This window comes from Aureispira anguillae, assembly GCF_026000115.1.
Taxonomy (GTDB): Bacteria; Bacteroidota; Bacteroidia; order Chitinophagales; family Saprospiraceae; genus Aureispira; species Aureispira anguillae.
The window spans coordinates 2,244,328-2,260,101 of sequence record NZ_AP026867.1; the positions used below are offsets into that span (position 1 = coordinate 2,244,328).

The following is a 15,774-nucleotide window of genomic DNA, read 5'->3' on the forward strand; positions in this document are numbered from 1 at the left end:
GGGAAGAGGGAGAGGCGTTTGCCCCTCCCTTTACTTTTGGAGGGAGCATAGAATATCCCGTGTTTTTCTTTAATTCCCAATATTAAAGATTCTGTTCCCTCCCTTTTTTTCTATTTCGATCGCTTTGGTATGATCTTCTACCACTCCTTCAAGATCTCCTAAATTTCCTCTGGAATCCCCTCGACTGTAGTATGCTTCAATAAAATTAGGGTTAATTTCAATTGCTCTGGTGTAGTCTTCAATTGCTCCTTTGTAATCTCCAAAATCCTTTTTGAGATTCCCCCTATTGTAGTAAGCTTCAATATAGTTGGGATTAATTTCGATCGCTTTGGTATAATCTTCTATTGCCCCTTTAATAATCTCTTTATCGCCTCCCAACTTTCTCTTGGTAACCCCTCTATTGTAATAAGCCTCGCTAAAGTTAGGATTAATTTCAATTGCTTTAGCGTAATCTTTTATTGCTTCTTCATAATTTCCTAACTCGCTTTTTGCGTTAGCTCTATTATCATAAGCCTGGCTAAAGTTGGGATTAATTTCAATCGCTTTAGTATAATCTTCTATTGCTCCTTCATAATCTTCTAAGCCATCCTTTATAGAACCTCTATTATTATAACTATAACTTGCGTTAAAGTTAGGATTAAATTCAATCGCTTTAGTGTAATCTTCTATTGCTCCTTCATAATCCCCCAATTTTCTCTTAGTGAGTCCTCTATTATGATAAATATCACCAACTCTGCTATCATCGGGATTAATTTCAATGGCTTTGGTGTAGTCCTTTATTGCTCCTTCATAATCTCCTAAGTCGTCTTTTTTATAGCCTCTTTTGTAGTAAGCTTCATTGTCATCTGGGCTAATTTCAGTTGCTTTAACATTCTCTGAATTACGCTTTGTCATTTCTTCATCTCCTGAGCAAGAGATAAATGATAAAAAAGTAATGAGCAGAAATAATTTTAAACTCTTCATACATTTATAACTTTCGCTTTTTTTGTAACGGTTATTATGATTTATTATGTTCTTTTGTTTTATACAATGAATAGATAATAGAGATCGTTACTGTCAACATAAAAAAAGTAGAAGCTCCATCTATTAGATAGCGGTGCAGGAATAGGGCAAGTAATAAGATCAAAGAAGCAATCAATCCCAATAGATGCAGTTTAGTATTGGGTGTAGCTATTGTATTAATGCCCACGACCATCACAACAGGTATTAAATATAATAATGTAAAGAATAATCCTATTGCTCCTGCTCCACCTGATCCGTGCTGCGCACTAACAAAAACAGGAAGCAACAGAAAGAAGGGGGGAAGGATATACTTTGCTTTTGAGTTATTCATAGTCTATTGTACTTATAATAAGCTTCAATATATTCAAAAATTCTTGTTTGGGCATCCTCTAAACTATAAAATGTCAAATGCTTCACGTATTCTGCAACTATCATAACGCTTTTTGTGAAAATTTGTCTTTTATACAGCTTTTGCAATCAACTAAAAAACAACAGTTTATAATTCTTTAAGCTCCAGCTGTAGTCTATCGCCTAAGACAAACGCTCAGCACTCAAACGAAAAATAAGTGTACTATTCTAGTTGGGGTAAATGGGGGAGATTTTTCTCAAATTTTACCATTAAACGCCATTATGATACCCCAATTTGTCTAATTTTCTGTGCATTAAAAATTTTGCTCCAATCATAGCAGTAGCTTCTTCCTTGAGTAAAGGAAAATTGCTTTTCGTTTCCGCAATATTCGCAGCTTGATAGGTTACTCTATCTAAATCTTTTCTCCAATTTTTTAACCTTCAATGTGAGCCAATTCAAATTCCACAATTAGGCGCACAGAAAAAGAAGCATTATAAAGCAAGTCAGTATTATGACCTTTTAAATTAAAAACTCTAGTGCGTGGAGGATTGGAGCCGATATACAAAAGTAATTTTGTATAAACTGCCATTTCGGGATCATGCGCCGCCAGTTTAAGCGCTTGATATTTCCACGCTTTAGACTGAGAATTAGGTACTCCTACGTAGAAATCATAGTAGTAAATAGGTGCTTTTGTCATTTGAAAGTGCTTTTCTAGTTAACATTGTATATTTTGCCCATAATTTATATTATGTTAAATAGAAAAACCGATTATTTATGATCACCTCTCCTTTTTCCTTGAATAGACAAAAAAATAGGGCTAATTCTGATTTCAGAATTAGCCCTATTTTTTTGAACTTATTTTACTTAGCCTTTCTTTTGAAGTGCTTCTACTTTCTCTTTATACTTGGTATAATTGTTTTCATCATTTTTGCGACTGTAAACCTCTTTGAGAGCAATGGCTACTCCTAGGTCATTAGGTTTTACTTCTTCTGCAGTTTGTAAATGAGCAAGTCCTAAATCCAATAATTCATTGTACTTAGTTTCTAATTCTTTAAATTTAGGATCTTTCATATTTGTGATCTCATTCATAGCCTTAGCAAAAGAGTTAGAATAATTCACGTGAAGAGCTCCTAAACTATAAGAAGAATTAAAGTGTTTAGGATCGATTTCTGCGGCTTTTTTGTACCAATTTACGGCTTTCTTGAAAAAATCTTCAGCTAAATTTGATTCTCCAGCCTCTAATTTTTCTCTAAAGATACCATCGTAAACATTTCCTAACACAAAATGAAGTTCAACATTTTCCTTATCTCCTTCTACTGCCTGCTTAAGTTTACCTTCTAGTTCTTGTAGTTTACCTTCGGATAAAGCAATGTTAATTTCAGCAATTAGTAGGCTTTGATTCGTTGGATACAGTTTTCTAGCTTTACCAAGTGTTTCTTTAGCCTTTTTAAGGTTGCCTTCTTTTTGCCAAGCACCAGCTAACATACTGTATGTAGTAGGAATTAGTTTTTCGCTAATTTTTTTACCATCCAACAAAGGCAATAAAAGCGTCTCTGCTTCTTTTGGTTTTCCTAGTTGTATCGCAGACATTCCTCCCAATCGAGCGGCCTCTTGCTCCATATCAATTTTGCTAGAAGTAATTAAACTAATAGGCTTCTTAGCTAATCCAGAGCTAGTTTTAGGTTTAATGGTTAAAATCCCCGTAAAACATTGATAGGCTAAGTCATAATCTTGCGCATTGTAGGCATCTGCTCCACCATTATAAAGCGCTCTACAAGCTCCTTCAAAACCAGACTTAAATTCCGATTTAGCAGGAATCTTTGCAATATCTTTGCCCTTTTCTTCTAACTTCGCAGCTTCCAAATCCCATGATTTAGAGAAAGATTCTAAGGCCATAACTCCCGCATTTTTATGCTCCGCTTTTAATTTTGCATTAAAGGCAATACGGTTATAAATCTTGCCTCTATATCTCCAGACTTTGGGATCTGAGGCGGTTTTTTCATGCCCTGCTGCGTAGTCAATGTCATTTTTTGCTTTCTCCAATTCCTCTATTTTACTGGGATCGGTGTCGTACATTTCCAAACTCATCGCAGCATTTGTCATTGATGTTTTTGGATTTTGAGCGTTTGTGGTAGCAACACTTGCCACTGCTAGAAAGCCTAACAAAAATTTCTTCATTCTTATATTATGTTTTTATCTGAAAATAGTTTTATGGCTTAAAAATCCTTCTGCCATTACTCTCTATTGCAAAAGTAGGAAAATACCTTGCCATTTTTTACCAATTATTTTTTTATCTGCTTACTCCCCTATTTTCTTTTACAAGAATAGTATTTTTAACACTAAAAAAAAAGAAAGTAGGTTCTTTTTTTATAAAACCTAATTAAATACAACTTACTGATTGTTAAATATTTGTAGCTAAGCGATTGATGAATGATTCGTTTGACATTATCTTAAAGCGATGGCCATATTACGCCATAAAAAATAAAAATAATGGGAACTGTTAAAACACTTAACAAAATTGCTTTTTTCGGAGGGTATATTCCCCCAAAAAGTCCCAATGCCAAAAAGGGCATCCAAAAATAACTCCCCAGTACTAATTCTGTCTCAGATGTTCTCTCTGTTAGAATCTGGTAAGCAAATAGGTTAAAAGACATCAAAAAGCCCACAATCATCACTTTCTTATTGGGCTTAGTTTTTTTTGGTTTGGGGGCTAAATTAAGATCATCTAACAATTCATTTTTCATTCGTGCATTTTTATAATCGAAACCAATTACCCTTTTCGCAAAAACAGGAGTTTTTCTATAAAGATGTTGTTTTATTTTTATTTGGTGTGCAAAAATAAAAAAGAGTAGTTCGTTCGCACAAACTACTCTAATATTATTTTACATAAAGTCTGAATTATTCTTCAGACGTATTATTTGTATTCTCTTCTGTATTTTCTGTAACGGTACCTTCTACTTCTTCTGTGTTCTCTTTATCTTCTTCCGCTTCTAATTGCCCGTCAATGATTAACCCAACATCAGCAATTGCATCTTTCTTTCTTAAGTCTATTAATTTGACTCCTTGAGTAGCTCTACCTGTTGTAGGAACATTTTTAACGGCTAGTCGAATGGTAATTCCAGACTTGTTAATAATAACCATGTCGTCATTATCAGTAGCTGCTTTGATCGCAATTAAATTCCCCGTTTTTGCGGTGACATTAATTGTTTTTACTCCTTTTCCTCCTCTTGTTTGGGGACGGTATTCGTCCAACAAAGTACGTTTACCAATTCCATTTTCTGCAACTACTAAAATTGTTTTCTCATCCTCTTCAGCAACGCAAACCATTCCAACAACTACATTATTCTCAAAATCGCCCAATTTGATTCCTTTGACACCTGTAGCCGTACGTCCCATTTCTCGAACGTCTTTCTCGTTGAATCGGATTGCTTTTCCTTCTCTAGTAGCTAAGATAATGTGGTTAGAACCATCTGTTAATTTCACCTCAATCAATTCATCATTTTCTCGAATCGTTAAGGCATTAACACCATTTGTACGAGGTCTAGAATAAGCTGTTATATCTGTTTTTTTAACGATACCATGCTTGGTAGCAAAAATCAGATTGTGCGACTTTAAGAATTCTTCATCCTTTAAGTTTTCAATAGGAATATAAGCCTTAATCTTATCCCCAGGTTGCAATTGCAGTAAGTTTTGAATTGCTCTACCTTTAGATGCTTTTGCTCCTTTGGGAACTTCGTAAACTCTTAGCCAATGACAACGCCCTTGAGCGGTAAAAAGAAGCAAATAATTATGAGTGTTGGTAACAAAGATATGTTCTACAAAATCTTTGTCTCTAGTTTTAGCTGCGTTGGCGCCAACACCTCCACGAGATTGCGTTCTATATTCAGAAACAGAAGTGCGTTTGATATATCCTAAATGAGAAATCGTCACAACAACTTTCTCATTTTCAATCATATCCTCTATGCTAATTTCACCTTCTGCATAAGTGATGTCTGTGCGACGTTCATCGCCATATTTATCGTTAACTTCTGTTAATTCTTCCTTGATAATGGAATAACGACGGCTTTCGTTTTCGATAATATCTGTCAAGTCAGCAATTAGGAGAATTAATTCGTTAAATTCGCCGATTAATTTATCTCGTTCCAAACCTGTTAAACGCTGCAAACGCATTTCTAAAATAGCTTTTGCTTGTTCTTCAGATAAGCGATTACCGTTCAATGGATTTTCTCCCAAGAAGCTATCCAAAGCATCTCCTTTAGGGGTAAAATCGAAAGCCATCAATGCTTCTTTTGCTTCATCTGCATTTTTAGAAGCCCGAATTAGAGAAATAATTTCATCTAGGCGGTCTAACGCAGCTAACAAACCTTGCAATACATGTGCTCTTTTTGTTGCTTTATCTTTGTCAAACACAGCACGTTTGTAAATTACCTCCAAACGGAATTTAACAAACTCACGGATAATATCTTTGACATTTAATAGTTCTGGACGACCATCTACCAAACAGATATTATTAACTCCATAAGAAGATTGCAAAGGACTATATTTAAACAACTTGCTTAAAACAACATTAGGGCTTACATCACGTTTAAGTTCGATAACGATACGCATTCCCTTTCTATCCGACTCATCTCTTAAGTCCGAAATGCCCTCTACCTTTTTAGAGTTTACCAACTCTGCAATTTTTACAATTAAGTTTGCTTTATTAACTTGGTAAGGTATTTCTGTAACAATGATTCGTTCCTTTCCTGACTTAGTTACTTCTATCTCTGTTTTTGCTCTAACAACAACTCTACCTCTACCAGTTGCCATTGCTTGATGCACTCCTTGAGTCCCATATATAGTTCCCCCTGTAGGAAAATCTGGCGCTTTGATATGCTCTATTAATTCTTCAATAGTAATATCATGGTTGTCAATATAAGCCAAAATTCCGTTGATGACTTCGCTAAGGTTATGCGGTAACATATTGGTTGCCATACCTACAGCAATTCCCGAAGCACCATTTACCAATAGACTTGGAATTTTTGTTGGCAACACTGTTGGTTCCTTTAATGAGTCATCAAAATTTAATTGGAAATCAACAGTATTCTTGCCCAAATCAGCCAAAAGTTCGTTGCTAATTCGCTCTAATTTCGCCTCGGTATAACGCATTGCTGCTGGGCTATCGCCATCAACAGAACCAAAGTTACCTTGACCGTTTACTAAAGGATAACGCAATGACCATGGTTGAGCCATACGAACCATCGTATCATATACCGATGTATCACCATGTGGATGGTATTTACCTAATACTTCCCCGACAATACGGGCAGATTTTTTGTGCCCTTTTGCAAATGTTAACCCTAGTTGCGACATGCCATACAAAACTCTACGATGTACAGGTTTTAATCCATCTCTAACGTCAGGCAACGCTCTAGAAACAATAACCGACATTGAATAATCAATGTATGCCGATTTCATTTCCTCCTCAATATTAATTGGTATTATTTTTTGGGTTGAATCCATATTTTTTTTTAGTTTATTTTTTTCGAAACCTATTCTAATTAGGTCTTATTGAAGACAACCTTGCAAAGGTACAAAAATACTATTAATAATCCTAATAAAAAAAAGATTAGAAAGCTTCATAAATCTTTGTTAGTTATTGTGTTATAAATATTTTAATTTAAAATATTTTACTTGCTTTTTTTTCTGCTAAAATCCAGCTAATTTAATTCAAAAATAAGGCACTTTTCCACTAAAAAAAGAGCCTAAGTTCTCTCAAAAATAAATCCGTAAAGTTCGCATAGATTCATTCGTTCATATCCTATATCTATATAAATTGTGTAACTTGCTACAGTCTAGAAACGTAATACAAATATGAAGTATATTTTCCTATTCCTAATACTGCTCAATGTTCTCCATTCTAAAGCTCAATTAAGAGATTCAGATAATGATCCTGTTTTTGAAGCCAAATTCGATCTTCGGATGGATGGAGGAATTTCAATTCCTTTGGGTAAATACCGTTTATTAACGGACGAGAGCGATGATAGATCTGCTGCTAATTATGGCGTTTACACAGAGCTCTCAGCAAGTTTAACTCCACTATCTACATCTCCTTGGCGAATGGGATTTTCGCTAGGATATATCCACAATCCTTTTAAAGCAGCTCATTCCAAAATACAATACAATTTACCACTATTTAAGGGAACAAATTGGAATTCTTTTTACGGACTATTGGGAATTGGTTTTACGAGTGAAACAACGTTTTTTTATAGTGTACGGGTTGGAGCTGGTGTGATGGGGTATTCTGGTGGGAACATCACAAAAGGGAGCCTTACTTTGGATACGATGCAAGTTCAAACGTGGAAGTACAAATTAAGCGCAGCGGGAGTCGTCCAAGCTAGTTTTTCAATAGGGTATCATTTTACATCTAAATTTAGTATGTTTGCAACCGCTACTATATTTTACGCCGCAGGTGTTCGAAAAGGCACATTATTGGACGAATTTTTTATAGTAGATTCAAAAAACACCCCCGCACGACCTGTCCTAGAACAAAACATAACCCAAATACAAAACCAAACGACCATTTTCACGCTCAATATAGGTCTAGGTCTCAAATACAAATTCTACGAAGCAGCAGAAAAAATTCATTACAAATTTAATATTGAAAAAAACGAATGACTTTAACAACTCGCATTTTATGTTTGTTACTAGCAACAAACATGGTTTATGCACAACAGCAACCAAAAGCTTACAAACTATTTAATCACAAAGGGAAAGAGGTAGCATACAATAAGATGCTCAAAGATCTAGAAAGTGCCGACATCGTCTTTTTTGGAGAATTGCACAACAATCCAATTTGCCATTGGCTACAGCTAGAAATAACAAGAGATTTATATGCTCAAGAAAGTGAAAATTTGGTGCTAGGAGCAGAAATGTTTGAATCGGACAATCAGTTGCTACTTAACGAATATTTTTTGGGGTTCATTTCCGAAAAAAACTTCCAAAAAGAAACTAGATTATGGCCCAATTACAATACTGATTACAAACCATTGGTTTCTTTCGCAAAAGAAAATAACCTAAGTTTTGTCGCAACGAATGTTCCTAGAAGGTATGCTTCTGCTGTATTCAAAAATGGTCTTAAGAGTTTAGAAAACTTGCCAGAATACTCAAAGGTATTTATTGCACCACTTCCCATCAAAGAAGATTATGACATTTCTTGTTACAAGGAAATGCTTGAAATGAACACGCATGGAATGACAGAAGACCCCAAATATTATCCACAAGCCCAAATGATAAAAGACGCAACGATGGCTCACTTTATTTATGGCAACTGGAGCGAAGGTGAATTGTTTTTGCACTTTAATGGGGGATTTCACTCCGATAAAAAAGAAGGCATTGTTTGGTATCTTCGCCAAATCAATCCGAATCTAAAAATTGTGACCATAAGCACGGTTGAACAAGAACAGGTAGACAAGCTGGATCAAGATTATTTAGGAAGAGGAGATTATATCTTAGCCATTCCAGAACGAATGACAAAAACTTATTAATAGTAGAAATGGGCAGGTAACAGCAAAAAGCTATCTGCCCATTTTTTTAGCGTTTGACAATATTGTTTTTTGCCATCCAAGTATGAATATCTGTCTTTTTTAGAGCAGCAGCCATCATACTTGGAAAAAGATCGGGCGTGCAAGCAAAAACAGGAATCCCCATACTATAATAACGGGCAGCTACATGCTTATCATAAATAGGAGCCCCTTCATCATTCAACGCCAGCAAAGAAATAAAATTTACTCCCTTCTTCCGTATATTTTGAGCTTGTTGAAGCATTCGTTCCTCATTTCCCCCTTCATACAAATCAGAGATTAAAATAAGAACGGTATCATCTGGTCTTTTTATTAAGGTTTCTACATAGTTGAGCGCTTTGTGAATATCTGTCCCTCCCCCTAATTGGGTGCCAAATAGCAAATCAACAGGATCGTCCATTTCTTTAGTTAAGTCTGCAACAGCAGTATCAAAAACAACCATGTGTGTCTTGATCGCAGGTAAAGAAGCCAGAACCGCAGCAAAAATGCTAGAGTAAACGACAGAACTAGCCATTGATCCACTTTGGTCGATACAGAGGATAATTTCTTTTAGTGCTTGCCCTTTTCTACCATAACCGATTAATTGGTGAGGGATAATGGTTTTGTAATCTGTTTGGTAGTGTTTGAGATTCGCACGAATAGTTTTGCCCCAATTAATTTCTTTGAATTTTGGGCGTCTATTCCGAACGGTTTGATTTAAAGCTCCCTTTATTGCTTCTAGCAAGGGGTATTCCAATCGTTTTTTTAAATCCTCTACTACTTTTTGAATGACTAAGCGTGCGGTTTCTTTTGTCTTGGAAGGAATGACTTGATTTAGAGACAATAAAGTCCCTACTAGATGCACATCTGCTTCCACATTGTTCAACAATTCGGGTTCTAATAACATTTGTTTTAACCCTAAGTTATCCAGCGCATCTTTTTGCATCACTTGAACGACCTGAGTTGGGAAATATTTCCGAATATCGCCAAGCCAACGATTCACTTTTGGGGCAGAACTACCTAAACCTCCCTTTTGTCCTGTTTCATAAAGAGCATCCAAGGCAGCGTCCATTTCCATACCTTCTACTCCCAAAGCAACTTGCTCCTCTTCTTCGGCTTTCTTTCCTAAAATAAGCCTCCAACGTTGTGAACGGTCAAAGCGAATACTTTCCATAGCATTACAATAATTAATAAGATTTGTTTGATGGCAACAAAAAAGGAGCGGCAAGCGCTCCTTATCATTTTCTTGAAAATAACTCCTAAAGTTATTTATTTATGGCATTTCAACCGTCAACAACTGACCATTTGAATATTTTTCGGATTTAGTTACGGTGCCATCTTTATACCAATAAGTCCAATAGCCTACTCTTGTTTGAGACCATTGATGTATACTTAACGATTGGGGCATAGTCGATTTTCCCTGTACTTTTACTTGACCGTTGGGCCAATAATTTTTAATCGATATTTTTTTATCGTCTGTTAATTCAATTATTTCCCATAACAACTTTCCTTCCTCTGTCCATTCTCTATATTCGCCGCTCATCACATTATTAATAGAGAAAAATTCCCGTTGTTTATTCCCGTTAGAATACCAAGAGCGATAAGAACCGTGTACTCTTGTGTTTTTCATCATTACATCTTCTTCCTTTTGCCCATTCTCATACCAGCGTTTAACACGCCCATATTGCTGTCCATTTTTATAAGGGATAGCAGATTTTTTTTGTCCGCTAGCATACCATTCTATTTCCATAGAACGACCATTGCCCTCGTTAATGGTTTCGTACTTTAGCCAACCTTCCTTAGCCCAAATTTTCTTATTCCCCATTGGCTTACACTCTACATATTGGGTTTCTTCCATCTTCTCACCAGATTTGTACCATTTGGTAAGCAATCCCTCTGGGCAACCATCTTTGTAGGTTATGGTACCTTTCTTTTGACCATTGCTATAGTAAAATGTCCATTTTCCATTGCGAACAGAAGACTTATCATCAATGGCAGATTTTTTTCCTTTTCGGATTACATGGATTGTTTTTCCTGCTTCTTTTCCATTGTAAGTACCTTCTGCTTCTAACTTTCCATTGGCATAATAGTACTTCCAAAGACCTGTTTTAAACTTCGCAGAACTATACGCCCCCTCAGATTTAGTCGTTCCATCGTCATAAAATTCTTTTTTTATATCTTGGGACATTGACTGAAAAAAGAGTAGAGTACAAAAAATCGTAGTGAATATTCTCATTATAAAGGGAATTTGCTCGTAAATTGGTTTGTAGGGACAGTTGAATAAGAACAAAATTAACATTTTTTTGAAAAAAAATAAATAAGACCAATTTTTACTTCCGTGAAAGGACGTTTTTTCCCTATAAATCGAGCTTTTTCGGATAAATACCTCTATTTTAATTGTTTGACCTTATAATGTGAATATAACCTTTTAGTGGTTTTATAGCCTCGCAAGACATACAATTTTGTTCCACACCACAGGTATAAAAATAAACCCCTTCAGGTAAATCTTGTCCTGTGTTTTGATCTTTCCCATCCCAATTGATCTCAGGATCCTCCGTTTCGAAAACAACTTGTCCCCAACGATTGGTTACTTTAAATCTTACCTTATTTATGTATCGGTATAACAGGCAAGGTTTAAAAAGATCATTCGCTCCATCTCCATTAGGAGTAAATGTATTGGGCAAATCGTAAAACGGGCAATTATCTGTTCGGATTAAGGTACTAGGATCGCTTTCGTTCCCTCCACCATTTACTTCAATGGAGTCAATAGAAGTAATGTAATAACAACCTGCTAGATTTGTTGGTGAAGGCACATGAGTAAATGACGTATCTGTCAATCCTTGCGATTCATAGACTAGTGTATAATTACCATCGCAATATGGCGCAAAATAAACCTTGAAGCTCGCAACATCGTTCGCACAAGAATCCATATTGTTTGACCAAGTAATTTGGTTGTATAAAAAATCTGGGTCTGTTATAGTCCCTTGGCAAGGTAACCGATCTGGATTATTGGCATCATCTTGAAGCGTATTGCAACTAGAAATAGCTATAATAGCTGAAGCATTAGGTGGACAAGGAGCAATCGTATCCAAGGGAGTTCCACAAGCTTTTTGCGATTTATTAAACAAAGAATCGGGGGTGTTATTTGTATTGTATGAACCAATACTCATTACCCTATAACAATAATTCTCGCCATTAACAAGCCCTCTGTGCTGGTAGGTTGCTGTAGTGACGGTATCTAAAATTATATAGCTATTGCTCCCCAAAGGAACTTCTTGATAAACTACATAAGCTGAGTTTTGCCATGGAACCATTTCTGACCAAGAGAGATTATTTTGTTGGTTGGTAGATGCCACATTTAGGAAAATAGAAGAAGCACTTTTTGTTGTTCCAATGGTATCTGTCCCTGCAAAAAACATCACCCGATAACTATATGGTGTATTCTCGGTATTCAAACCTAAAGCGGTAAAAAAAGTATCGTTAGCCAAATAGAAAGCACTGTAGGTTGGTGAAGAAAAAATAGGAACAGTACTAAAGTTGTTTCCTGCCATGTCATCCGATTGATACAATTCATAACGGTAGGGAGGCGGATTCATTATGGTGTCTAATTCCGTTGCAATGGGTTTCGTCCAGCGCACAAATATTTCTCCAGCAGTAGTGCTAGTCGCATTAACATCCACATTGATAAGAGCTGGTAAATCTTCCCTTGTTTCTATGCATACTTCATCTGATGTTTTCCCCGAAACAGGGCTGTGATAATTAGTTATCGTGCCATTATAATAAATGGGCGTTGCAAATTCACCTAGAATTCTATAACTATAAGAGGTTCCATTCTGAATGCTGTTATCAATATAAGTATAACTTCCCCCAGTTGCAGTTGTAATATACCCTGTGTTAATCTGGCTGTAACCATGCCCGTCTAAACCTATCTCACAGGTGTCGGGCTCAAAATTATCACAACCTATTTTTCGCCACACTGTAAAACCAAAAAAGTTAACTGCATTCTCACAAACATAAGGCGCATCCCAAGTTAATGTTGCAGAATTGGTTCCGACTGTTGCTTGTAAATTTTGAGGAGGCGGCGCTATTACTTTTATTCTAACCACCTTAAAGGTTGCCAAAGAAGCGTTGACCCCTCCTTGGGAATAATCGTCTTTAGCTTTAAATACCACTTGCCAAGGCTGTTTTTGGACATGCTCACAAACGGTTTGCCAACGAAAAGTACTGGTCAACGGAAAACCTACAGGAGCAGTACCCGTAACATTCGAGAATGTTGCAGGAGATGTAATTGTTGATGCTAATGGACCTCCTGTTGCTGTCAAGGTAACCAATTGGAGCGGGAGGTCTTGATCCCATGCTTCTACATCAAATTCAACCAATTCTCCAGCTTCTACACATATTTCTGAAACAACTTCCAGTTCGGGAGGGCGATTAATGGCATTTTCTATTTTTATTTGAATATCTCTTACAATTCCCCCTAGATATTGACCATTTCGATAAGATTTAACAAGAATAGCAATGTTATATTCCCCTTCCTTTCGAGGAGCATTCCAAGTAAATAACCCTGTATGAACGTCAAAAGAATATTGATTGTTTGCCCCTGGAGATATATCCGTTACCTGTTGATAACCTGGTACTGTTACCCCTCGATCTTGCATAGGTGTGATTAGTTCATAGGCAATGCTATCTCCATCGGGATCATAGCCATTGGGCGTATGCTGGAAAACCTGTCCGACAACTCCAAAATCAACAGGTTTTTCTAATAAAATGGGCGAACTATTGTAACCAAAAAAGGAAGGATTAAATAAAAACACCTCTGTTTGAAGAAAGAATTGGACATTGATAGAAGCTCCTCCATTAATGTTCAAAATATTATCATTTCGATTGGGGTCTTGCATAGAAATTACATAAGGCTGCCCTGGAACAGGATTCGCACCAGGATAAGCATGAACGCCAACATAGATGTTCTCTTGGATGTCATTAAACACCATCGTCATGTTCGTTCTTAAAATCTCTTCCTCTGGAGAACCATCCCCCCAATCAACGGTCAAACGATCTCTATCTGCTTGCGCACTTTGACCACTTACTTTTGTATAAGTAGTGATGGTTAATTCAATTGTATTTTGCCCAATTTGGCGATAGGTCATTTCTCCTGATCGGTTATGGGTAGCCCAAAGAGAAACTGGTAATATGGTGAGAAGAAATAATAATAAACTAAGCTGTCTTTCCATTGTAATATCCCGTTGAATGAATGTCAATTCTTACTAGCACTTTAATACAAAGCTACTACAAAAACCGCCCCAAACTCAAGGATTACAAATCGATTGTTTGAGACGGCTATACTATATTATAAACTCTATTTTGGTAAAGTTAGTTGGTCTGTGGTTGTAAAAGATTCTAATTTTAACGATTAGTTGGAAGAACAAGCTTTAAGAATCTTTAAACCGATCGATCTTTCTTCTATCTTTTTTGGTTGGGCGCCCCAATCCTTTTTCTCGAACTTCGAGATTCCCACTATTAAACAAATACCAGTCTTTAAATTTATTCAATTCTTCCTCTGGGGTCAAATTTTCATAACAAGGCTCTGCTAGTTTTGCAGAAACACGTTTTTCTAGTAAATCCACTACTTTAAAAACCATGTTATACCCTTCTTTTTTTACTTCTAAAGTCATTCCTCGCTCAATAGAATAAGAAGGTTTTAATGGAGTACCATCCAAAGTAACTTTATTGCTTTTGCAAGCATTGGTGGCCAAGGTACGACTTTTGAATATTCGAACTGCCCAAAGCCATTTGTCTACTCGTACTTTATCTAAATTCGATGCCATTTTAAATTTTAATTGAATTAAAAGAAGCAGCAAAATAAATTTGATACAATTATTTTAGGCTACCCCTTCAAAAAATAAACCTGCTAGAATGAAAATTACACTAGCAGGTTTATATCTATAATTTTAGGGAATGTCCTAGTCACTACTGCTCGCAACAATTGCCAACAAACGCAAGATTTCAAGATAAATCCAAACTAGTGTAATTAAAAGACCTAGGCTACAAACCCATTCCATATATTTAGGAGCACCTGCTTGAGCGCCCTTTTCTATATTGTCAAAATCAAGGATTAGATTTAAAGAAGCAATACCAATGATAAATACACTGATACCAATTCCAATCATTCCACCTTCGTGTAAGTAAGGAATTTGAATACCAAACATATTCAATACCATGCTAAGCAAATAAATCATCATAATTGCTCCTGTAGCAGTGGTAATGATAGAACGGAATTTTTTAGTGGCTTTGATCAACCCTGTTTTGTAGGCAATCAGCATAGAAGCCAAACATAAAATCGTTAAGAGCAAAGCATTCATAACAATTCCTGCCCCTAATGCCCCTGCAAATAAATAAGATACAGATCCTACAAAAACACCTTCTACTACTGCATATAGTGGAGCTGTGATAGGTGCCCAAGTTGGTTTCATAAATGAAGCGATTGACAAGCCCAATCCGATAAACATACTACCATAAAACAACGGCATAGAAAAAGGCAATACATATCCAACAACAATCGCAGAAACTAATAAGATACCCGTTAGTATAAATGACTTATTAACGGCACCTTGAACAGTCATTACTCCAGACTCCTTGCTAATGCCAAGTGAGGCACTTTTAGCAAATTGTTTATCGCCAATGAGCGGATTAGAAGATGACATAAATCGATTATTAGACATAATTTTGTGTTTTTAATTTTTTAAAGGGTTTCTAAAGTTAGAATAAAATAATAACGCTAATATAATAAAAATTACAACAAAAAGGTTTCCTACAATGCCGCTTTTTAACAAAAAAACTTATTTTATAAAATTTGGCTCTCATTGGTAGAGACAAAGTGTTCTG

The 15,774-nt window shown here is 36.1% G+C and carries 13 protein-coding genes; 2 read left to right on the forward strand and 11 right to left on the reverse strand.

Annotation, left to right across the window (positions count from 1 at the left end; genetic code table 11):
• Positions 1-69: 69 nt before the first annotated feature.
• The 6 genes from AsAng_RS08640 to gyrA form a co-directional block, all read right to left on the reverse strand.
• The gene (locus AsAng_RS08640) at positions 70-963 is read right to left on the reverse strand and encodes a tetratricopeptide repeat protein (protein ID WP_264792369.1); all 894 of its coding nucleotides are present in this window, start codon (positions 961-963) and stop codon (positions 70-72) included.
• 34 nt (positions 964-997) lie between these two features.
• The gene (locus AsAng_RS08645) at positions 998-1,333 is read right to left on the reverse strand and encodes a hypothetical protein (protein WP_264792370.1); all 336 of its coding nucleotides are present in this window, start codon (positions 1,331-1,333) and stop codon (positions 998-1,000) included.
• 451 nt (positions 1,334-1,784) lie between these two features.
• Entirely contained in the window at positions 1,785-2,048 is a 264-nt protein-coding gene (locus tag AsAng_RS08650; RefSeq protein WP_264792371.1) for a hypothetical protein, read from the reverse strand.
• 167 nt (positions 2,049-2,215) lie between these two features.
• Complete coding sequence (locus AsAng_RS08655; protein WP_264792372.1) at positions 2,216-3,529, reverse strand: tetratricopeptide repeat protein; 1,314 nt, start codon at positions 3,527-3,529, stop codon at positions 2,216-2,218.
• A 272-nt stretch (positions 3,530-3,801) separates the two neighbouring features.
• A complete protein-coding gene (locus AsAng_RS08660; RefSeq protein WP_264792373.1) occupies positions 3,802-4,095 on the reverse strand; it encodes a hypothetical protein in 294 nt (97 codons plus the stop codon).
• 154 nt (positions 4,096-4,249) lie between these two features.
• Positions 4,250-6,853, reverse strand: a complete 2,604-nt coding sequence (gyrA, locus tag AsAng_RS08665; protein WP_264792374.1) for a DNA gyrase subunit A — start codon at positions 6,851-6,853, stop codon at positions 4,250-4,252.
• 351 nt (positions 6,854-7,204) lie between these two features.
• On the opposite strand from gyrA, the gene AsAng_RS08670 reads away from it, so the two are divergent.
• Entirely contained in the window at positions 7,205-8,008 is an 804-nt protein-coding gene (locus AsAng_RS08670; protein ID WP_264792375.1) for a hypothetical protein, read from the forward strand.
• Positions 8,005-8,877, forward strand: coding sequence for a ChaN family lipoprotein (locus AsAng_RS08675; RefSeq protein ID WP_264792376.1), 873 nt, complete (start codon positions 8,005-8,007; stop codon positions 8,875-8,877). Before AsAng_RS08670 ends, AsAng_RS08675 begins: the two co-directional genes overlap by 4 nt.
• 46 nt (positions 8,878-8,923) lie before the next feature.
• Here the strand turns inward: AsAng_RS08675 and AsAng_RS08680 are convergent, their stop codons facing one another.
• The 5 genes from AsAng_RS08680 to AsAng_RS08700 form a co-directional block, all read right to left on the reverse strand.
• Positions 8,924-10,066: a vWA domain-containing protein gene (locus AsAng_RS08680; RefSeq protein ID WP_264792377.1), complete on the reverse strand. Its 1,143-nt coding sequence runs from the start codon at positions 10,064-10,066 to the stop codon at positions 8,924-8,926.
• A gap of 99 nt (positions 10,067-10,165) precedes the next feature.
• The gene (locus AsAng_RS08685; RefSeq protein ID WP_264792378.1) at positions 10,166-11,080 is read right to left on the reverse strand and encodes a toxin-antitoxin system YwqK family antitoxin; all 915 of its coding nucleotides are present in this window, start codon (positions 11,078-11,080) and stop codon (positions 10,166-10,168) included.
• A 205-nt stretch (positions 11,081-11,285) separates the two neighbouring features.
• Positions 11,286-14,123 (reverse strand): gliding motility-associated C-terminal domain-containing protein, encoded by a 2,838-nt coding sequence (locus AsAng_RS08690; RefSeq protein ID WP_264792379.1) that lies wholly within the window; start codon positions 14,121-14,123, stop codon positions 11,286-11,288.
• Positions 14,124-14,321: 198 nt separating this feature from the next.
• Positions 14,322-14,717, reverse strand: coding sequence for an RNA-binding S4 domain-containing protein (locus AsAng_RS08695; RefSeq protein WP_264792380.1), 396 nt, complete (start codon positions 14,715-14,717; stop codon positions 14,322-14,324).
• Between the two features lie 135 nt (positions 14,718-14,852).
• Positions 14,853-15,611 (reverse strand): Bax inhibitor-1/YccA family protein, encoded by a 759-nt coding sequence (locus tag AsAng_RS08700; protein ID WP_264792381.1) that lies wholly within the window; start codon positions 15,609-15,611, stop codon positions 14,853-14,855.
• Between the last annotated feature and the right edge of the window lie 163 nt (positions 15,612-15,774).

Excerpts from the sequence above, each read along its gene's own strand:
- AsAng_RS08640 (WP_264792369.1), bottom strand. The coding sequence starts at position 963 with ATGAAGAGTTTAAAATTATTTCTGCTCATTACTTTTTTATCATTTATC.
- AsAng_RS08645 (WP_264792370.1), bottom strand. The coding sequence starts at position 1,333 with ATGAATAACTCAAAAGCAAAGTATATCCTTCCCCCCTTCTTTCTGTTG.
- AsAng_RS08650 (WP_264792371.1), bottom strand. The coding sequence starts at position 2,048 with ATGACAAAAGCACCTATTTACTACTATGATTTCTACGTAGGAGTACCT.
- AsAng_RS08655 (WP_264792372.1), bottom strand. The coding sequence starts at position 3,529 with ATGAAGAAATTTTTGTTAGGCTTTCTAGCAGTGGCAAGTGTTGCTACC.
- AsAng_RS08660 (WP_264792373.1), bottom strand. The coding sequence starts at position 4,095 with ATGAAAAATGAATTGTTAGATGATCTTAATTTAGCCCCCAAACCAAAA.
- gyrA (WP_264792374.1), bottom strand. The coding sequence starts at position 6,853 with ATGGATTCAACCCAAAAAATAATACCAATTAATATTGAGGAGGAAATG.
- AsAng_RS08670 (WP_264792375.1), top strand. The coding sequence starts at position 7,205 with ATGAAGTATATTTTCCTATTCCTAATACTGCTCAATGTTCTCCATTCT.
- AsAng_RS08675 (WP_264792376.1), top strand. The coding sequence starts at position 8,005 with ATGACTTTAACAACTCGCATTTTATGTTTGTTACTAGCAACAAACATG.
- AsAng_RS08680 (WP_264792377.1), bottom strand. The coding sequence starts at position 10,066 with ATGGAAAGTATTCGCTTTGACCGTTCACAACGTTGGAGGCTTATTTTA.
- AsAng_RS08685 (WP_264792378.1), bottom strand. The coding sequence starts at position 11,080 with ATGTCCCAAGATATAAAAAAAGAATTTTATGACGATGGAACGACTAAA.
- AsAng_RS08690 (WP_264792379.1), bottom strand. The coding sequence starts at position 14,123 with ATGGAAAGACAGCTTAGTTTATTATTATTTCTTCTCACCATATTACCA.
- AsAng_RS08695 (WP_264792380.1), bottom strand. The coding sequence starts at position 14,717 with ATGGCATCGAATTTAGATAAAGTACGAGTAGACAAATGGCTTTGGGCA.
- AsAng_RS08700 (WP_264792381.1), bottom strand. The coding sequence starts at position 15,611 with ATGTCTAATAATCGATTTATGTCATCTTCTAATCCGCTCATTGGCGAT.